The organism is Microbacterium plantarum (genome assembly GCF_035231185.1).
Classification (GTDB): Bacteria; Actinomycetota; Actinomycetes; order Actinomycetales; family Microbacteriaceae; genus Microbacterium; species Microbacterium plantarum.
In genome coordinates this window covers 320,125-337,376 of the sequence record NZ_CP141117.1, presented here as the reverse complement: position 1 = coordinate 337,376, position 17,252 = coordinate 320,125, and the positions used below count along the sequence as shown (strand labels likewise).

15 protein-coding genes are annotated in these 17,252 nt (G+C 72.0%); 8 read left to right on the top strand and 7 right to left on the bottom strand.

Annotated features, from left to right (window positions below):
* Positions 1 to 52: 52 nt before the first annotated feature.
* The 5 genes from nirB to VC184_RS01585 are packed head-to-tail and all read left to right on the top strand — an operon-like array spanning position 53 to position 6,096.
* Positions 53 to 2,629 (top strand): nitrite reductase large subunit NirB, encoded by a 2,577-nt coding sequence (gene nirB / locus VC184_RS01605; protein ID WP_323987105.1) that lies wholly within the window; start codon positions 53 to 55, stop codon positions 2,627 to 2,629.
* The gene (nirD, locus tag VC184_RS01600; RefSeq protein ID WP_404568346.1) at positions 2,626 to 3,033 is read left to right on the top strand and encodes a nitrite reductase small subunit NirD; all 408 of its coding nucleotides are present in this window, start codon (positions 2,626 to 2,628) and stop codon (positions 3,031 to 3,033) included. The genes nirB and nirD overlap by 4 nt, the downstream gene beginning before the upstream one ends.
* Positions 3,030 to 4,259 (top strand): uroporphyrinogen-III C-methyltransferase, encoded by a 1,230-nt coding sequence (gene cobA, locus VC184_RS01595; protein WP_323987103.1) that lies wholly within the window; start codon positions 3,030 to 3,032, stop codon positions 4,257 to 4,259. Before nirD ends, cobA begins: the two co-directional genes overlap by 4 nt.
* Positions 4,256 to 5,401, top strand: a complete 1,146-nt coding sequence (locus VC184_RS01590; RefSeq protein WP_112616045.1) for a uroporphyrinogen-III synthase — start codon at positions 4,256 to 4,258, stop codon at positions 5,399 to 5,401. Before cobA ends, VC184_RS01590 begins: the two co-directional genes overlap by 4 nt.
* Positions 5,398 to 6,096, top strand: a complete 699-nt coding sequence (locus VC184_RS01585; RefSeq protein ID WP_323987102.1) for a sirohydrochlorin chelatase — start codon at positions 5,398 to 5,400, stop codon at positions 6,094 to 6,096. The genes VC184_RS01590 and VC184_RS01585 overlap by 4 nt, the downstream gene beginning before the upstream one ends.
* Before the next feature lie 26 nt (positions 6,097 to 6,122).
* On the opposite strand, the gene VC184_RS01580 is transcribed toward VC184_RS01585, so the two are convergent.
* Both VC184_RS01580 and VC184_RS01575 read right to left on the bottom strand, forming a co-directional pair.
* A complete protein-coding gene (locus VC184_RS01580; RefSeq protein WP_112616041.1) occupies positions 6,123 to 6,791 on the bottom strand; it encodes a ThuA domain-containing protein in 669 nt (222 codons plus the stop codon).
* 99 nt (positions 6,792 to 6,890) lie between these two features.
* Positions 6,891 to 7,517 carry a TetR/AcrR family transcriptional regulator gene (locus tag VC184_RS01575; protein WP_323987101.1) on the bottom strand — a complete coding sequence of 209 codons (627 nt, stop codon included), beginning with the start codon at positions 7,515 to 7,517 and terminating at the stop codon, positions 6,891 to 6,893.
* 63 nt (positions 7,518 to 7,580) lie between these two features.
* Between VC184_RS01575 and VC184_RS01570 the strand changes: the two genes are divergently transcribed.
* The 3 genes from VC184_RS01570 to VC184_RS01560 all read left to right on the top strand — a co-directional run bounded on the left by VC184_RS01570 (position 7,581) and on the right by VC184_RS01560 (position 11,822).
* Positions 7,581 to 8,672: an agmatine deiminase family protein gene (locus VC184_RS01570; RefSeq protein ID WP_323987100.1), complete on the top strand. Its 1,092-nt coding sequence runs from the start codon at positions 7,581 to 7,583 to the stop codon at positions 8,670 to 8,672.
* The gene (locus VC184_RS01565; RefSeq protein WP_323987099.1) at positions 8,669 to 10,390 is read left to right on the top strand and encodes an amidase; all 1,722 of its coding nucleotides are present in this window, start codon (positions 8,669 to 8,671) and stop codon (positions 10,388 to 10,390) included. Before VC184_RS01570 ends, VC184_RS01565 begins: the two co-directional genes overlap by 4 nt.
* Before the next feature lie 64 nt (positions 10,391 to 10,454).
* On the top strand, positions 10,455 to 11,822 hold the full coding sequence (locus VC184_RS01560) for a pyridoxal phosphate-dependent decarboxylase family protein (RefSeq protein WP_323987097.1): 1,368 nt from the start codon (positions 10,455 to 10,457) through the stop codon (positions 11,820 to 11,822).
* A gap of 36 nt (positions 11,823 to 11,858) precedes the next feature.
* Here VC184_RS01560 and VC184_RS01555 read toward each other — a convergent pair whose 3' ends face one another.
* The 5 genes from VC184_RS01555 to lysS all read right to left on the bottom strand — a co-directional run bounded on the left by VC184_RS01555 (position 11,859) and on the right by lysS (position 17,172).
* Complete coding sequence (locus VC184_RS01555; protein ID WP_323987095.1) at positions 11,859 to 12,593, bottom strand: hypothetical protein; 735 nt, start codon at positions 12,591 to 12,593, stop codon at positions 11,859 to 11,861.
* A 60-nt stretch (positions 12,594 to 12,653) separates the two neighbouring features.
* Positions 12,654 to 14,123: a cardiolipin synthase gene (gene cls / locus VC184_RS01550; RefSeq protein WP_274178536.1), complete on the bottom strand. Its 1,470-nt coding sequence runs from the start codon at positions 14,121 to 14,123 to the stop codon at positions 12,654 to 12,656.
* A gap of 65 nt (positions 14,124 to 14,188) precedes the next feature.
* Positions 14,189 to 14,380 (bottom strand): hypothetical protein, encoded by a 192-nt coding sequence (locus VC184_RS01545; protein ID WP_269266992.1) that lies wholly within the window; start codon positions 14,378 to 14,380, stop codon positions 14,189 to 14,191.
* 5 nt (positions 14,381 to 14,385) lie between these two features.
* Positions 14,386 to 15,558: a DUF4192 family protein gene (locus VC184_RS01540; RefSeq protein WP_323987093.1), complete on the bottom strand. Its 1,173-nt coding sequence runs from the start codon at positions 15,556 to 15,558 to the stop codon at positions 14,386 to 14,388.
* Positions 15,559 to 15,654: 96 nt separating this feature from the next.
* Positions 15,655 to 17,172, bottom strand: coding sequence for a lysine--tRNA ligase (gene lysS / locus VC184_RS01535; RefSeq protein WP_323987092.1), 1,518 nt, complete (start codon positions 17,170 to 17,172; stop codon positions 15,655 to 15,657).
* Positions 17,173 to 17,252 lie beyond the last annotated feature (80 nt).

The window sequence follows — 17,252 nt, the reverse complement described above, 5'->3', positions numbered from 1 at the left end:
CCGGAAACACGCCGCTGACGGCGCCGCAACCTCGCCCGCGTACGGTCACGACATGAGCTCCACCGGCCCCACCCGACACGTCGTCGTGGTGGGTGCCGGGATGGTCGCCCACCGTTTCGTCGAGAGCCTGCTGAGCCGCGCAGACGACACCTGGCGCGTGACGGTCGTCGGCGACGAGCCGCGACACCCCTACGACCGGGTCGGGCTGACGTCGTTCTTCGCCGGCGCCTCCACCGAAGACCTCGAGCTCGCCCGGTCGCCGTTCGACGACGAGCGCGTGCGGTTCCTCCGCGGGCGCACCGTCACCGGCATCGACCGCGACGCCGGCGAGGTGCTCGTCGACACCGGCGGGCGCATCGCTTACGACCGGCTCGTGCTCGCGACGGGCTCGTACGCGGCCCGGCTCGCCGTGGACGGATACGACCACGAGGGCTGCTTCGTCTACCGCACCCTCGACGACGTCGAAGCCCTCGAGGCGTTCGTGCAGCGCCGGTCGGCCGAGCTCGGCCGGCCGCTCACCGGAACCGTCATCGGCGGCGGCCTGCTCGGCCTCGAAGCGGCGGGCGCGCTGCAGGGACTCGACGTCGACTGCACCGTCGTGCAGTCCTCCGACAGGCTGATGTCGGCTCAGCTCGACCTTGCGGCCGGAGATGCCCTGCGCCGCCTGATCACGGCACGGGGAATCGGGGTGCGCACCTCGGCGCTGACCACCCGACTCGACGCCGATCGCACCGGCCAGGTGGTCGGGCTCGAGTTCCGCGACGGCACGTGGGAGCGCACCGACGTCGTCGTCTTCACCGTCGGCGTCCGGCCCCGCGACGAGCTCGCGCGCGCAGCGGGCCTCGCTGTCGACCCGCGCGGCGGCGTCGTGATCGACCAGGGGTGCGACACCTCGGATGCCCGAATCCTGGCGATCGGCGAGGTCGCCAGCTTCGGCGGGCAGTGCGTCGGTCTCGTTGCTCCCGGCTACGCGATGGCCGAGGTCGCCGCGACGCGCCTGCTCGGGCTCGAGGCCAGCTTCGGCGGTTTCGACGTATCGACGAAGCTGAAGCTGTCGGGCGTGGATGTCGCGAGCTTCGGCGACGCGTTCGCCGAGACGCCCGGAGCGCTCGACGTCGTGTACGCCGACCCGGTGGCCGGGGTCTACAAGAAGCTCGTGCTCTCCGACGACGCGAAGACACTGCTCGGCGGCATCCTCGTCGGAGACGCGTCGGCCTACGGATCGCTCCGCCCGCTCGTCGGCGGCGCGCTCGGCGGCGACCCGGTCGCCTACCTGATGCCGGACGGCGGCGTCGCGGCCCCGACCGGCGAGCTGCCCGATGCGGCCCTCGTCTGCTCGTGCAACAGCGTGACGGCGGGCGGCATCCGTTCGGCCGTCCACGACGAGGGATGCACGGATGTCGCCGCCGTCAAGGCCTGCACGAAGGCGGGAGCCGCGTGCGGCTCGTGCGTCCCGATGATCAAGAAGCTGGTCGGCGCCGAGCTCGCGAGGTCGGGCGCGACCGTCAGCAACGCCCTCTGCGAGCACTTCGACCTGTCGCGCCGGCAGCTCTTCGACGCGGTGCGGGTGTCGGGCCTGACGACGTTCAGCGCCGTGATCGAGCGCTTCGGCGCGGGGCGCGGATGCGACATCTGCAAGCCCGCGCTCGCCAGCATCCTGTCGACCCTCACCGGCCGTCACGTGCTCGACGGCGAGAACGCGACGCTGCAGGACACGAACGATCACGTCATGGCGAACATGCAGAAGGACGGCAGCTACTCCGTCGTCCCCCGCATCCCGGGCGGCGAGATCACCCCGGCGAAGCTGCTCGTGATCGCGCAGGTCGCCCAGGACTTCAACCTGTACACGAAGATCACCGGCGGCCAGCGGATCGACCTCTTCGGGGCCCGGTTGGAACAGCTGCCGGCGATCTGGGGGCGACTCGTCGAGGCCGGCTTCGAGTCGGGTCACGCGTACGGCAAGTCGCTGCGCACCGTGAAGTCGTGCGTGGGGTCGACCTGGTGCCGGTACGGGGTGCAGGACTCCGTCGGCATGGCGGTGCGCCTCGAGCTGCGGTACCGGGGCCTGCGCGCTCCGCACAAGTTCAAGCTCGGGGTCTCGGGATGCGCCCGCGAATGCGCCGAGGCCCGCGGGAAGGACGTGGGGGTCATCGCGACCGAGACCGGGTGGAACGTCTACGTCGGCGGAAACGGCGGGTTCACTCCGCGTCACGCGGTGCTGCTGGCCGAGAACCTCGACGACGACGCCCTCCTGAGGGCGATCGACCGCTTCCTGATGTACTACATCTCGACGGCCGACCGACTGCAGCGCACGGCTCCGTGGTTCGAAGACCTCGAGGGCGGCATCGACGGGCTGCGGGAGGTCATCTTCGACGACTCGCTCGGCATCTGCGCCGACCTGGATGCCGCCATGGCGCGCCACATCGACGCCTACGAGGACGAGTGGGCGGCGACCCTCGCCGACCCCGAGAAGCTGCGGCGGTTCGCGTCGTTCGTCAACGCGCCGACGACGCCGGACCCGTCGCTGGCGTACACAGTCGAGCGAGGTCAGCCGCGCCCCGCGACCGCCGACGAACGCACGGACGACCGCGTGCTCATCGCCGGCACGACCCTGGAGGTGCGGCGATGACCCTGGTGGACGACACGATGAGCGAGACCGGCAGCGCACCCCGCGCGCGGAGCCGCAGCTCGGCGTGGACGGCGGTGTGCCGGCTCGACGACCTCGAGGTCGAGCGTGGCCGTGCGGCGTTGCTCGGAGACCGGCAAATCGCCCTGTTCCTCCTGCACGACGGTCGTGTTCACGCGACGGCCAACCTCGACCCGTACAGCGGCGCGAACGTCATGTCGCGCGGGATCGTCGGCACCCGCGGCGACGCCCCCACCGTCGCGTCGCCGATGTACAAGCAGGTCTTCGACCTGCGGACGGGCGTGTGCCTCGACACCCAGGGCAAGGAGCAGCGGATGCTGCCGGTCTGGCCGGTGGCCGTGAACGGCGAAGGCACCGTCTTCATCCGCGACGGAGGTGCGGCATGACGACGATGCTCGGGCTCTCGCTCACCGGCCGCCGCGTCGTCTTCGTCGGCGGCGGCGCCGTCGCCGCCCGCAGACTCGGCCGATTCCTCGACGAAGGGGCCGACGTCCGCATCGTCTCACCGGAGCTCGGTGACGCGATGCGCGCCGCAGTCGCCGCCCACGGGCTGACGTGGGTGTCCCGCGAAGCGCGGCGCGACGACATCGCCGACGCCTGGCTCGTGCACACAGCCACCGGCATCCCTCGCGTGGATGCCGCGGTCGCGGCCTGGTGCGAATCCGAACGGGTCTTTTGCGTCAACACGTCCGACGGCGCGCACGGCACCGCGCGACTGACGGCCGAGACCCGCAGCGGCGACGTCATCGTGGGGGTCGCCTCGGACGCGGGCGTCGACCCGCGGCGCGCCGTACGCCTGCGCGATGCAATCGCCGCCGCCCTGCGTGCCGGAATGCTGCCGCTGCGCCGACGCCGCCGCGGCGGCGGCCGCGTCGACCTCGTCGGCGGCGGCCCGGGTCCGGCCGACCTCATGACCGTACGGGGTCGGCGCCTGCTCGCCGAAGCGGATGTCGTCGTGGCCGACCGGCTCGGCCCCGTCGACGTCCTTCACGAGCTCGAGCCCGGTGTCGAGGTCATCGACGTCGGCAAGCAGCCCGGCCACCACCCGGTGACGCAGGACGAGATCAACGCCCTGCTGGTCGCTCATGCCCGCGCCGGCAAACGCGTCGTGCGCCTGAAAGGCGGCGACCCGTTCGTCTTCGGCCGCGGTGGCGAGGAGGTCGCGGCCTGCCACGCGGCCGGCATCCCGGTCGAGGTCGTCCCCGGCCTCACGAGCATCGTCTCGGTGCCGCAAGCCGCCGGCATCCCGGTCACCCACCGCGGCGTCTCGGGCGGGCTCCACGTCGCCAACGGCCAGGGGCCGATCACGCCGTCGACACGGGCGGCGCTCGGCGACGACGCGATCACGACCGTCTTCCTGATGGGCGTCGCCGCGCTGCCGCGCATCGTCGAGGCCGCGCGGGCCGCGGGCGCTCCTCTCGAGCGTCCGGTCGCCATCGTCGAGCGGGGGCACACGCCGCAGCAGCGCACGACCCGATCGACGCTCGCGACGGTGCTCGCGGATGCCGCAGCCGCCGGTGTCACGAATCCCGCCGTCATCGTGATCGGCGAGGTCGCCCGAGCGGGCCTGCTGCTCGCGCCGGCTGAGGACCGGGAGCGCGTCATCCGGTGAACCAGTCCGTCCGTCCCGCGCTCTCGGCCGCCCTCGGCGGCTGCACGATCGTCATCGCCGTCGATCGGCGATCGAACGAGCTCGCGACGGCGCTCGAGAGACACGGAGCGACCGTGCGCCATGCCCCGGCGCTGAGCATCGTGCCCCACATCGACGACGAGGCACTCATCTCGGCGACGCGCTCGCTCATCGCCGATCCGCCGGATGTCGTCGTCGTGACGACGGGCGTGGGATTCCGGGGCTGGATGGAGGCTGCCGACGAAGCGGGACTCCTCGACGATCTGCACGACGCCTTCGCGGGTGCCCAGATCGTCGCCCGCGGGCCCAAGGCGCGCGGCGCGATCCAGCAAGCGGGTCTGCTGGCGGACTGGGTCGCCGAGTCGGAGACCTCGGGTGAGCTCGGCGAGTTCCTGCTCGCCGAAGGCGTGCGCGGTCGCCGCGTCGCGGTGCAGCATCACGGTTCGGGAGCCGATGGCCTCGACGAACTGTTCACGGGGGCGGGCGCGGAGGTCGTCAGCCTCACCGTGTACCGGTGGGGGCCGCCGCCGGATCCGGCCGCCGTCGCGCGCTCGGTCGTCGCGACCGCGCAGGGTGAGGTCGACGCGGTGCTGTTCACGTCCGCTCCGGGCGCAGCGGAATGGATCGCGACGGCCCGGCGCGAGGGTGTCATCGACGAGATCGTCCGGCGGGCGCGGGGCCGGCGGCTGCTTCTCGCGGCCGTCGGGCCGATCACGGCGGCTCCCCTCCGCGGCGCCGGAGCGGAACCTCTCATCGCCGAGCGCGGGCGGCTGGGCTCGCTCGTCCGTGCCGTGGTCACCCACTTCGGCGGCGGGCACGCACCCTCGCTTCCGACGCCGGCGGGGCTGCTGGAGCTGCGCAGCTCGGCCGCCGTTCTCGATGGCCGCGTCATCCCGCTCTCGCCGACCTCGGCCCTCATCCTCGAAGCGCTGTTCACCGCGGCGGGTGGCGTCGTGAGTCGCGCCGATCTGCAGCGGTCGCTTCCGCGTTCGAACGCCGGCGACCACGCCCTCGACGTCGCGATCGCCCGCACGCGCGAAGCGCTCGGGTGCTCCGGCCTCATCCGGACGGTCGTCAAGCGCGGCTACCGCCTCGACCTCACGACGACGGGAGCGACACCATGACGCCGGTCCTCATCGCCTGCTCCCACGGCACGAGCTCCCTCGAGGGGCGCGCCGCGATCGCCGGCGTCGTGACGCGAGTCCGACAGATGCTTCCCGGAGTGCAGGTCGAAGAGGCGTTCGTCGACGTGCAGGAACCCGAGATCGACGCCGTCGTGGCGGGCGTGCCCGCGGGGGCGGCATCCGTCGTGGTGCCTCTCCTGCTCTCCACCGGCTTCCACACGCGGGTCGACATCGCACGTGCGGTCGCAGCGGCTCCCGGCCCGTGCGTCGCGACTCCCGCGCTCGGTCCGCACGACCTGCTGGCCGGTCTGCTCGCCGAGCGGCTGCGCGCCGCCGGCCTGGGCGCCGCCGACGCGCCGCCCGGCGCCGAGGCCGTCGTGCTCGCGGCGGCGGGATCGTCCGATCCGGCGGCCGAGGTCGACGTCGCGGCGATGGCCGACCTGCTGGCCGCCCGCCTGGGGATGCCGGTGTCGGTGGGTTTCGCCGCGGGCGCCGGCATCCGCATCGACGCGGCGGTCGCGGCCGCGCGCTCCGCCGGAGCGACACGCGTCTTCGCCGCGAGCTATGTCCTCGCGCCCGGGCACTTCGCGGGCGTGATCGCGGGCGCCGGCGCCGACGTCGTGACCGACCCCCTCGCGCCCGACGAGGCGGTGGCAGCCGTCGTCGTCGAGAGGTACCGCGCCGCGCTTCGCTGACGCGTCGGGTACCGCTGGCACGCGATTCAGCTGCCGGCGACCGCCCAGGCCGCGAGGGCGGCGACCAGCGTGCGATGGCCCGAGGCCTCGAAGGCTTGCGCGTCGTGGCCGAGCACATCGACCGCGATGCGCCCGCCGCCGTACTCCCGCACCCACGCCGCGGCCTCCTTCGCGCCGTCGCCCTCGTGCCACGCCACGACGGTGCGCTGCCCGAGCCGCTGCAGCGCGCAGTAGCGCTCGTCGTGGGTGTGGAAGGTGGTCGGCACCTCGGCGGGCACGGCATCCGGCTCGACCTGGACCGTCATCTCGCCCGCCTCCGGGTGGAACGACAGCTCGGGCAGCCAGATCGCGCCGAGCGCCGGCGCCCACTCCGGGTAGTCACGCAGCGATGAGACCGCCGAGTGCACGGCAAGGACGCCGATGCCGCGCTCGAGCGCCGCGGCGAATCCGGCCACGGACGACGGCGGAGCACCCCGCGTCAGGCTGGTGCCGCTGCGCCACGGGTCGCCCGCGCAGACCGCGACGAGGTCGTATCCGTCGAGGTTCGCCATGCCCTGGTCGACGTCGTCCGAGACGGCGACATCCCAGTCGCGGTGGCGAAGGATGTCGGCGACCTGCGCCCCGACCTCAGCGAAGGGGTGCCACGGATCGGCGTACCGACCCGATCCGGTCAGGACGAGTGCTCGATGTGCCATGGCGGTGTCCCCCTCGCTTGTGTGCTCCCCACCGTAGGGCGACCACCGGAGACGTCGCAGACGGGTTGAGATTGGACGCCGCCTGTGACAGCGACGTGGTCACGCGGCGGTGAGCTCCCCGGGCCGGAGTCCGAGCATCGCCTCGACGGCGGTCGACATGAGGCGGATGCGCGCATCGGCGTCGTGCCACGAGACGAGAGCGTGCGCGTTGAGCCCGTCGATCATCCCGAGCACCTGGGCCGCGACGGCGGCGGGGTCGTCGACCCGGAACGATCCCGCGCGGACGCCGTCGCGGATGATGCCCTCGAGGAAGGCGGTCCAGGCATCCATCTGCGCGCGCACCCGCTCGGCGAGCGCTTCGTTCCGGCGACCGAGCGCCCACGACTGCACCCACACGAGGGTGACGTCGGAACGGGTGCCGTCGAGGAGCGTGCGCAGCAGCTCGCGGACGAGGGCGACGGCATCGGGACTGCCCGCCCGCAGGTGCTCGAGATCGCTCAGCTCCGCCGCGACGATCGTCTCGAAGGCGGCGGCGACGACGTCGTCCATGCTCGGGGCGTGGTGCGCGACGAGCGCTGGCCCGACGCCGACGGCCGTCGCGACGGCGCGCAGAGTCACCGCGCTCAGGCCGTGCTCACGGGCGATCCGCTCGGCGGCGGCGGCGATCTGCGCGCGGCGCTGCTCTCCGCTCAGTCTCGCTCGCCCCGCAGAATCCTTTGACGCCATGCCCGCCAGTCTGTACGCTTCCCAGAAATTGATCAACTGATCAACTAGTCCGGGAGGACCGCGATGCCCTGGAGGATGCCGGCCGAGACCGCGCCGCACGAGCGCACGTGGATGGCGTTCCCGCGCGTCGGGTTCACCCTCGGAGACACCGATGCCGACCGGGCCGACGGATACGCCGCCTGGACGGCCGTCGCCCGGGCCGTCGCCGAGTTCGAGCAGGTCTCGATGCTCGTCGATCCGACCGAGACCGCGCGGGCGCGCGACCTGCTGGGCAGCGCGATCGAGCAGCACGAGACGCCGGTCGACGAGTTCTGGATGCGCGACCACGGGCCCACCTTCGTCGTCGACGACGAGCGGCCGGGCGTGCTCGGTGCGGTCGACTGGATCTTCAACGGGTGGGGCGCTCCCGACTGGGCTGATTGGCGCCTCTCGGCCGAACACGCGCGCATCATCGCCGCCCACGTCGGAGCGGAGCTCGTCAGCTCGATGCTCGTCAACGAGGGCGGCGGCATCCACGTCGACGGCGAGGGCACGGTGCTGCTGACCGAGACCGTCCAGCTCGATCCGCGCCGCAATCCCTTCGCCGACCGGGCGCGCGTCGAGGCCGAGATGCTGCGCACGATCGGCGCCGACACGGCCATCTGGCTGCCGCGCGGACTCACGCGCGACTACGACGAGTTCGGCACGAACGGCCACGTCGACATCGTCGCGACCTTCGCCGCGCCCGGACGGGTGCTCCTGCACGCGCAGCCCGACCCCGCGCACCCCGACCACGCCGTGATGCCCGAGATCCGCGCCGCCCTCGAGCCCGCGACGGATGCCGCGGGCCGGCACCTCGAGATCATCGACCTGCCCGGCCCCGCGCAGCTGCGCGACGACGAGGGCTTCGTCGACTTCAGCTACGTCAATCACCTCGTCGTCAACGGCGGGGTCATCGCGTGCGGCTTCGGCGACCCGGTGGCCGACGACCGCGCCCGCGGCATCCTCGCCGACGCCTACCCCGGCCGCCGCGTCGTGACGGTCGACGCGCGCCCGCTCTTCGCCCGCGGCGGTGGCATCCACTGCATCACGCAGCAGCAGCCCGCCCTGCCCTCCCCCGGCGGACACGCACTTCGTGGCGACTCGACGGTAGGAGCGATGGGGACAGAACGGTGATCGAGGTCTACGAGGCCTCCATCGGCGAGCTGGGGGCGGCGCTCGCGAGCGGCGAAGCCACCGCGGTCGAGCTCGTCGAGGCCTACCTCGCCCGCATCGACGCCTACGACGGCCCCGATACCGCCACCGCACTGAACGCGATCGTGGTCCGAAACCCCGATGCCCTCGCCGAAGCCCGCTCGTCGGATGAGCGTCGCGTGCGCGGTGAGAGCCGGGGGCCGCTCGACGGCATCCCCTACACCGCGAAGAACAGCTACCTCGTGCGCGGCCTGACCGCCGCTGCCGGAAGCCCCGCGTTCGCGGACCTCGTCGCGCGACGCGACGCCTTCACGATCGAGCGACTGCGGGATGCCGGCGCCATCTGCCTCGGGCTGACCAACATGCCGCCGATGGCCAACGGCGGCATGCAGCGCGGTCTCTACGGGCGGGCCGAGAGCCCGTACAACGCCGACTATCTGACCGCCCCGTTCGCATCGGGATCGTCGAACGGCTCGGGGACGGCCACCGCAGCGAGCTTCGCCGCGTTCGGGCTCGGCGAAGAAACGTGGTCGAGCGGGCGCGGCCCGGCCTCGCACAACGCCCTCTGCGCCTACACCCCGTCGCGCGGCGTGATCTCGGTGCGCGGCAACTGGCCACTGGTGCCGACGATGGATGTCGTCGTCCCCCACACCCGCACGATGGCCGATCTGCTCGCCGTGCTCGACGTCGTCGTCGCCGACGATCCCGACACGCGCGGCGACTTCTGGCGGATGCAGCCCTGGGTCGAGGTCCCGGCCGCCTCGACCGTCCGCCCGCCGAGCTACCGCGACCTCGCGGTCACAGGCCCCGCCGACGCCCGCGCCGTCCTGGCCGGTCGGCGCATCGGCATCCCGCGCATGTACATCGACGCCGACCCGGATGCCGGCACCGCCGACTCCCCCGGCATCGGCGGGCCGACCGGGCAGCGCATCGAGACGCGACCGGGCGTGATCGCGCTCTGGCGGTCGCTTCGCACCGAGCTCGAGGCAGCCGGAGCAGAGGTCGTCGAGACCGACTTCCCCGTCGTGTCGCGCTACGAGAATGACCGGCCCGGCGCGGGGTCCGTCGCGACGAACGGACGCGTGAGCCCCGAGTACCTGCGCCGCGAGATCGTCGACCTGTCGGCCTGGGCCTGGGACGACTTCCTCCGGGCCAACGGCGACCCCGCCTTCCCCGGTCTCGCGGACGTCGACGGAGCGCGGATCTTCCCGCATCCCGACGGCGCCCTGCCCGAGCGCTACGACGGGTTCGACGACGACATCGCCGAGTACCCCGCCTGGGTCCGCGCACATCCGGGCGTCGCGCTCACCGACATCCCGCATCTCGAGGCCGGGCTTCGCGGCCTCGAAAAGACCCGGCGCGTCGACCTCGAGGAGTGGATGGATGCCGCGGGCCTCGACGCCGTCGTCTTCCCCGCCGTCGCCGATGTCGCTCCCGCAGACATGGACGTGAACCCCGCTTCGGCCGACATCGGGTGGCGCAACGGCACCTGGATCGCCAACGGCAACCTCGCCATCCGCCACCTCGGCATCCCGACCGTGACGGTTCCGATGGGACTCCTGCCCGACATCGGGATGCCGGTCGGCCTGACGATCGCCGGACGCGCGTACGACGACAGTGCACTGCTCCGCCTCGGCGCCGCCGTCGAGGCACTCGCCCCTCGCCGGGTCGCGCCACCGCGCACGCCGCCGCTGACCTGACCCGACCCCGCCTGGGGTCCCCGCCCCTGCCCCGCCCGAACTACCCTCGACGCAAGGAGGACCCATGACCGAGCGCTTCCCCGCCCGCATGCACGACGTCACCGATGAGACGCGCGCGATCGTCGATCTCGTGCTCGAGTACTCGCGCGGCCGGCTCCTCGCCGAAGACACACCGCTCGACAAGCCCCTGCCGCCGTCCGAACTGCGCCGGCTGGCCGGGCGGACGATCGACGCGGACGGCATCGGAGCCCGCAAGGCCATCGGCGTCTTCGAGCACATCCTCGCCCCGTCGTGCATCTCGACCGACGACCCCCGCTACCTCTCCTTCATCCCGAGTGCCCCGTCGAAGGCCGCGGCTGCGTTCGATCTCGTCGTCTCGGCGAGCGCGCTCTACGGCGGATCGTGGCTCGAGGGCGCCGGCGCGGTGCACGCCGAGAACGAGGTGCTTCGCTGGCTCGCCGACGAGTTCGGGCTGCCCGCGAGCGCCGGTGGTGTCTTCGTGCAGGGCGGCACGCTCGGCAACCTCTCGGCGCTCGTCGCCGCTCGCGAGACCGCTCGCGGGCGCGGCATCCGTCCCGACCGCTGGCGCGTGGTGTGCAGCGCGGAGGCCCATTCGTCGATCGCGTCGGCCGCTCGGGTCATGGATGTCGAGGTCGTGGCCGTACCCGTCGCGGATGACGGCGTGCTGCGCGGCGACGCGGTGCGGGCCGCGCTGGCGGAGCACGGCGAGAGCGTGTTCGCGGTCGTCGCGACCGCCGGGTCGACCAACTTCGGCATCGTCGACGACATCGCCTCGGTGTCGGCGGTCACGCGCGAGCACGGCGTCTGGCTGCACGTCGACGGGGCGTACGGTCTCGCGGCGATGCTCTCCCCGGTTGCGCGCCACCGCTTCGCCGGTGTCGAGAGCGCCGACTCGGTCATCGTCGACCCGCACAAGTGGCTGTTCGCGCCGTTCGACGCGTGCGCCCTGATCTACCGCGACCCGGAGCTTGGACGGCAGGCGCACACGCAGCACGCCGAGTACCTCGACACGCTGACCGAGACCTCCGACTGGAGCCCGTCGGACTACGCCGTGCACCTCACGCGCCGGCCGCGCGGCCTTCCGCTGTGGTTCTCGCTCGCGACCTACGGCACCGACGTGTACCGCGACGCCATCACCCGGTCGATCGAGCTCGCCGAGCGCATCGCCGCCGAGATCGAACGCCGCCCGGAGCTGACGCTGGTGCGCCGCCCGCAGCTCGGCGTCGTCGTCTTCGAGCGCGTCGGGTGGGAGCGGTCCGATTATGCGCGCTGGTCCTCGGATCTGCTCGAGCGTCAGCACGCGTTCGTCACCCCGAGCAGTCACGCCGGTCGGACGAACGCCCGCTTCGCGATCCTCAACCCGCGGACGACGTACGACGACCTCACCGGCATCCTCGACACGATGGCCTGATCGGCACGCTGGCGCTGACGGCCGCAGGGGCCGGCGTCAGCCGATGATGGAGATCCGCTGCTCGTCGCCCGCGGGCGACACCAGCACGATCTCGCCCGGGCGAGCGTCGTCCGAGACGCCCTCGACCGCGACCACGCTCAGCCGGGGCGCGTAGTCCATCGTGCAGACCTGGTCGGCGGCGGGCGTCGCCTCGTTGGCGCGCACCGCGTCGCCGTCGAGGGCGACGGTCTCGAACACGGGCGGGCAGCTCGACGAGCCCCAGGTCAGCAGAACGAGGCCCGCGTCGTCGAACCAGCCGGCGCTCGGCAGCATCTCGTCGTTCACCCCGCCCGTCGAGCCCTCGAGACCGGCGACCCCGTCGAGGTCGGCGTCGCCGGTGTAACCGCCGGACACGACGATGTCGACGTCCTGCGTGGGGTCGACGCCCGTCGGCAGCCCGACGTACGACGCGCGCGGCGCATAGTCGCGCGTGCAGGCCATCCCTTCGGGATCGCTCAGCTCGACCGTGACCGTCTGCCCCGAGGCTGTCACCTCGCCGACGACGGGCTGACACGAGGAGCTGCCGTAGGTCACGAGGCCGACAGCACGCCCGCCGTCGAGCCACGCCGCCTCGACGTCGGCGTCCTGCGACGGCGCCGCGGAGCCGGCATCCGATCCGCTGGAACCCGTGTTTCCGGGCGCGGCCCCGCCGGGGGTCGTGGCGCAGCCGGCGAGCGCGAACGCCGAGAGGAGCAGCAGTGCGGATGCCGTGGTCGTACGTGTCGTCGTCATGGTCTCATCCTTCCGTCATCCCGAGAGTGTCGCGTCACCGCGCATCGTCTCAGAACCCGATCACTGCAGGGCGGAGGTCAAGCGAGCGAGGTTGTCGAGCACCGTCGACCTGAGCGGCTGCTTCATCCACTCCTCGAGCGTGAGCTCACGCGAGAGCGACCGGTACTGGTCTTCGACCTGGCGCAGCTGGGCGATGAACTCCTCACCGCGCACGAGCATCGAGATCTCGAGGTTCAGACCGAACGATCGCATGTCCATGTTGCTCGAGCCGATGATGGCGACATCGTCGTCGATCGTCAGGCTCTTCGTGTGCAGGATGTAGGGCTTGCGGTACATCCAGATCTTCACGCCCGCGCGCAGCAGCGCCTCGTAGTAGCTGCGCTGGGCGTGGTAGACCATCGCCTGATCGCCCTCTTCCGAGACGAAGAGCTCGACCTGCAGGCCACGTTGGCAGGCTGTCTGCACCGCCAACAGCAGCCCCTCGTCGGGCACGAAGTACGGGCTCACGATGATCACGCGCTTCTGAGCGGCGAAGAGGAGCGCGGTGAACAGCTTGAGGTTGTTCTGGAACTCGAACCCGGGTCCGGACGGGACGATCTGGCAGTCCAGGTCGCCCGGCCCGCTCTCGAGCTCGAACAGACCCACGTCCTCCGATGGCGCCGAGCCGGTCTCGCTGTACCAGTCGGAGAGGAACACCGCGTCGATGCTGGCGACCACGGGGCCCTGCACCCGCACCATCAGGTCGACCCAGTGCAGGCCGCGCTTGATGTTCTTCTTCAGGTTGTAGGTCGAGTCGGTCATGTTCTGCGACCCGGTGAACGCCACGCGGCCGTCCACGACGATGAGCTTGCGGTGGTTGCGGAGATCGGGGCGCTGGTACTTCCCCCGCAGCGGCTGCACCGGGAGCATGTGGTGCCAGTCCGCGCCCATGGCCGTGAGGCGCTTGACCGTGGCGCGATAGTACGGCTTGCCTCGGTTGGCCCAGTAGTCCAGGAGTACGCGCACAGTCACGCCGCGGGCTGCGACCTCCTCGAGCGCCGCGAAGAAGACGTCGGTCGTCTCGTCGGACTGGAGGATGTAGAACTCGACGTGCACGTATCGCTCGGCCGTGCGCACCTCTTCCGCCATCCGGCGGATGCTCTCCTCGTAGTCGGAGATGATCTCCGCGCCGTTGTCGCCCGCGAGCGGCATCGCGCCGAGGTTGCGGTTGAGCGTGACGACCGAGGTGAACCACGCGGGGGCGTCGGGTCGGAGGGTGCCGAAGTCGAGCCCCTCGCTGGTCTCGCGGATGTACTGGTTGATCTCGCGCTGCATCCGGCGCCGCTTCCGCGGCAGGCGCGGGTTGCCGATCAGGAGGAACAGCAGCACACCGACGAACGGGATGAAGTAGATCGCGAGCAGCCAGGCCATGGCCGCCGTGGGGCGCCGGTTGCGCGGGACGACGATCACCGCGGTGATGCGGATGATGAGGTCGGCGATGAAGACCAGGACGAGCCACCAACCGGGGAACTCGAACGCGGTGAACTCGATCGTCACGCCGCCCCTCCGATCTCCTCGGAATCAGCGTATCGGGCGCGACCGCTCATCCCACGGGTTCAGGGGGTCGAGCTATCGGGCGTGGGAGCGGCGAGCCCCCGGGCCGCACGCTCCTCCGCCTCGATCTTCGCGTACGCCCGGCGCTCGGTGCGATCCATGCGCAGGATGCCGCGGAGGACGAAGACGAAGAGCACCGAGACCACCAGGGTCGGCAGCAGCGACCAGATGACCGCGCTCACGTATTCGTCCATGCCGTCTATCGTACGGGTCCCCGCTGATGAAAGGCCCAGTCGGGCAGGTGGCCGATCTGCGCGAACGACAGCAGGATCTCGGCCAGCCCGTGATCGGGGTCGATCTCGAGGGCGCGCTCGGCGTACGCCGCGGCGTGCGTGGATCGCCCCAGCGCCCAGGCCAGCCAGGCGCACAGCGCGAGTGGGCCGGGCCGCAATCGACGCGGTGCCAGCGCGGCGACCTCGCGCACCACCGCGAGCGCGGCGAGCAGGCGCTCGGGATCGGGCCGGTCGCCGTTGCCCCACATGATCCGGCCGAGGCGCTCGGGATACTCCTCGCCCTCCTCCCACCGACGCTGCGCATCGAGGGCGTCGTCGCCGCGGCCGGCATCCGTCGCCCATTGCACGAGGGCGACGTCACGCAGGGAGGGTCGCGAGAGGCACCAGGCAAGCAGCGCGACGACGAGGGGATCGAGCTCGGCGGGATCGCCGTCGAGGACCCGTTCGAACAGTCGCGGCGGGTCGTCGAGCTCGCACGCCGCCTCGAGCGCGGCGGGGTCGACGCCGCTCCCACCCTCTGCCCCCGCGTCTCGCGTTCCCCGCCGGCCGCCGCCCACCCGAGGGATGCCGCACAGCACCGCGAGGGCCGTCTCGAGCGAGCGGAGCGCGCCGCCCACCACGCGGCGCTCTGCGGCGCTGCGCCGCGGCAGCTCGGCGCCCGACGTGTGATCGCGATCGATCGCCGGCCCCGGGCCCGGATCGCCGTCGCGCGCGGCGGCCCGTTCGATCTCGCTGAGCGGCCTCCCGCCCGCCGGGCACGACGCGTCGAGGTGAGATCCCCAGCCGTCCGTCGCGACGGTCAGCAGGTCGACGACCCGCACGCCGCAGACGTCGGCCGCCCGGCTCACCGCCGCCAGGACGGGAACCGCCGGCAGCCCGTCAGCCGCGGACTCCGAAGCGTACGCGATCGCCGTCAGGGCATCGGCATCCGGAATGCGACACACCATTCCCACGATGGTCGCGGCGGCGCTGTCGAGGTCACCGAGGGCGCCGGTCGGCAGGTCGACGCGCATCGCCCCGAGGCTCCGCGACCCCGCGAAGGGCACAACGACGAGGCTGCGGCTCGGAGCGAAGCCGAGCAGGTGAGGAACGAGAGAGAGGAAGTGCGCGGCATCCGCGGCGCGAACAGTCGTGGTCATGCAGACCAGGCTGGCGCCGGGCCGAGTGGTGCAGAGCCCGGCCGGGGCAGGATGTGGAAACCCGGACGGCTCCCTGGCCCTCGCAGGAACCGCCGGTTACTTGACGAGCGGGAAGAGGATCGTCTCGCGGATACCGAGGCCCGTGATCGCCATCAGCAGGCGGTCGATGCCCATGCCCATGCCACCGGTGGGCGGCATGCCGTGCTCGAGGGCGCGCAGGAACTCCTCGTCGACGCGCATCGCCTCATCGTCGCCGCGCGCGCCGAGCTTGGCCTGCTCGACGAAACGCTCGCGCTGGATGACGGGGTCGACGAGCTCGGAGTAGCCGGTCGCCAGCTCGAAGCCGCGGACGTAGAGGTCCCACTTCTCCACGACGCCCGCGATCGAGCGGTGCTCGCGGACGAGCGGCGACGTGTCGACCGGGAAGTCCATGACGAAGGTGGGGCGCTCGAGCCCGCCCTTGACGAAGTGCTCCCAGAGCTCTTCGACGAGCTTGCCGTGCGTCGCGACCTTCTCGGGTACGACGACACCCACCTCCGCGGCGAGGGCCTGGAGCTCCTCGAGCGAGGTGGCGGGCGTGATGCCGCGTCCCGCGGCGGCCGAGAGCGAGTCGTACATCGAGATGCGGTCCCACTCGCCGCCGAGATCGAACTCGGAGCCGTCGGCCCACGAGACGGTCGTCGATCCCGCGACGGCGATCGCCGCGTTCTGGATGAGCTCCTGCGTCAGGTCGGCGATGCCGTTGTAGTCGCTGTACGCCTGGTAGGCCTCGAGCATCGCGAACTCGGGGCTGTGGGTCGAGTCGGCACCCTCGTTGCGGAAGTTCCGGTTGATCTCGAACACGCGGTCGATCCCGCCCACGACGGCGCGCTTGAGGAACAGCTCGGGCGCGATGCGCAGGAACAGCTCGGTGTCGAAGGCGTTCGAGTGCGTGATGAACGGGCGCGCGGCGGCACCACCGTGCTGCACCTGCAGCATCGGGGTCTCGACCTCGAGGAAGCCGTGCTCGTCGAACGTGCGGCGGAGCGAAGCGTTGACCTTGGCGCGGGCCACGACCGTCTCGCGTGCGGTATCGCGCACGATGAGGTCGAGGAAGCGCGAGCGCACGCGGCTCTCCTCGCTCAGCTCGGAGTGGAGGTTCGGCAGCGGCAGCAGCGCCTTCGACGCGATCTGCCAGGCGGACACCATGATCGACAGCTCACCGCGGCGGCTGGAGATGACCTGGCCCGTGACCGAGACGTGGTCGCCCAGATCGACGAGCTCCTTCCACGCCTGCAGCGACTCGTCGCCGACCTCGGCGAGCGAGACCATGGCCTGGATGCGGCTGCCATCGCCCGACTGCAGCGACGCGAAGCAGAGCTTGCCGGTGTTGCGGCTGAACACGACGCGCCCCGCGACCGAGGCGGTCACGCCGGTCTCGGCACCGGCCTCGAGGTCGGCGTAGCGCTCGCGCAGCGCCGGGATGGTGTCGGAGACGGCCACGGCGACGGGATAGGCGCCGCCCGCGGCATCCTCTCGCTCGCTCAGCAGCCGCTCGCGCTTGGCGAGGCGCACGGCCTTCTGTTCGATGACGTCGTCGGCGTCGTCGACGGGGGGCACGGGCGCGTCGCTCATGGCAGAAGAACTCCTCGGGATTCGACGTGCCAGTCTACCGAGCGTGCCGCGGGCGCTTGACGATACAGCCGTCGGACCGC

Excerpts from the sequence above, each read along its gene's own strand:
- nirB (WP_323987105.1), top strand. The coding sequence starts at position 53 with ATGAGCTCCACCGGCCCCACCCGACACGTCGTCGTGGTGGGTGCCGGG.
- nirD (WP_404568346.1), top strand. The coding sequence starts at position 2,626 with ATGACCCTGGTGGACGACACGATGAGCGAGACCGGCAGCGCACCCCGC.
- cobA (WP_323987103.1), top strand. The coding sequence starts at position 3,030 with ATGACGACGATGCTCGGGCTCTCGCTCACCGGCCGCCGCGTCGTCTTC.
- VC184_RS01585 (WP_323987102.1), top strand. The coding sequence starts at position 5,398 with ATGACGCCGGTCCTCATCGCCTGCTCCCACGGCACGAGCTCCCTCGAG.
- VC184_RS01580 (WP_112616041.1), bottom strand. The coding sequence starts at position 6,791 with ATGGCACATCGAGCACTCGTCCTGACCGGATCGGGTCGGTACGCCGAT.
- VC184_RS01575 (WP_323987101.1), bottom strand. The coding sequence starts at position 7,517 with ATGGCGTCAAAGGATTCTGCGGGGCGAGCGAGACTGAGCGGAGAGCAG.
- VC184_RS01570 (WP_323987100.1), top strand. The coding sequence starts at position 7,581 with ATGCCCTGGAGGATGCCGGCCGAGACCGCGCCGCACGAGCGCACGTGG.
- VC184_RS01560 (WP_323987097.1), top strand. The coding sequence starts at position 10,455 with ATGACCGAGCGCTTCCCCGCCCGCATGCACGACGTCACCGATGAGACG.
- VC184_RS01555 (WP_323987095.1), bottom strand. The coding sequence starts at position 12,593 with ATGACGACGACACGTACGACCACGGCATCCGCACTGCTGCTCCTCTCG.
- VC184_RS01545 (WP_269266992.1), bottom strand. The coding sequence starts at position 14,380 with ATGGACGAATACGTGAGCGCGGTCATCTGGTCGCTGCTGCCGACCCTG.
- VC184_RS01540 (WP_323987093.1), bottom strand. The coding sequence starts at position 15,558 with ATGACCACGACTGTTCGCGCCGCGGATGCCGCGCACTTCCTCTCTCTC.
- lysS (WP_323987092.1), bottom strand. The coding sequence starts at position 17,172 with ATGAGCGACGCGCCCGTGCCCCCCGTCGACGACGCCGACGACGTCATC.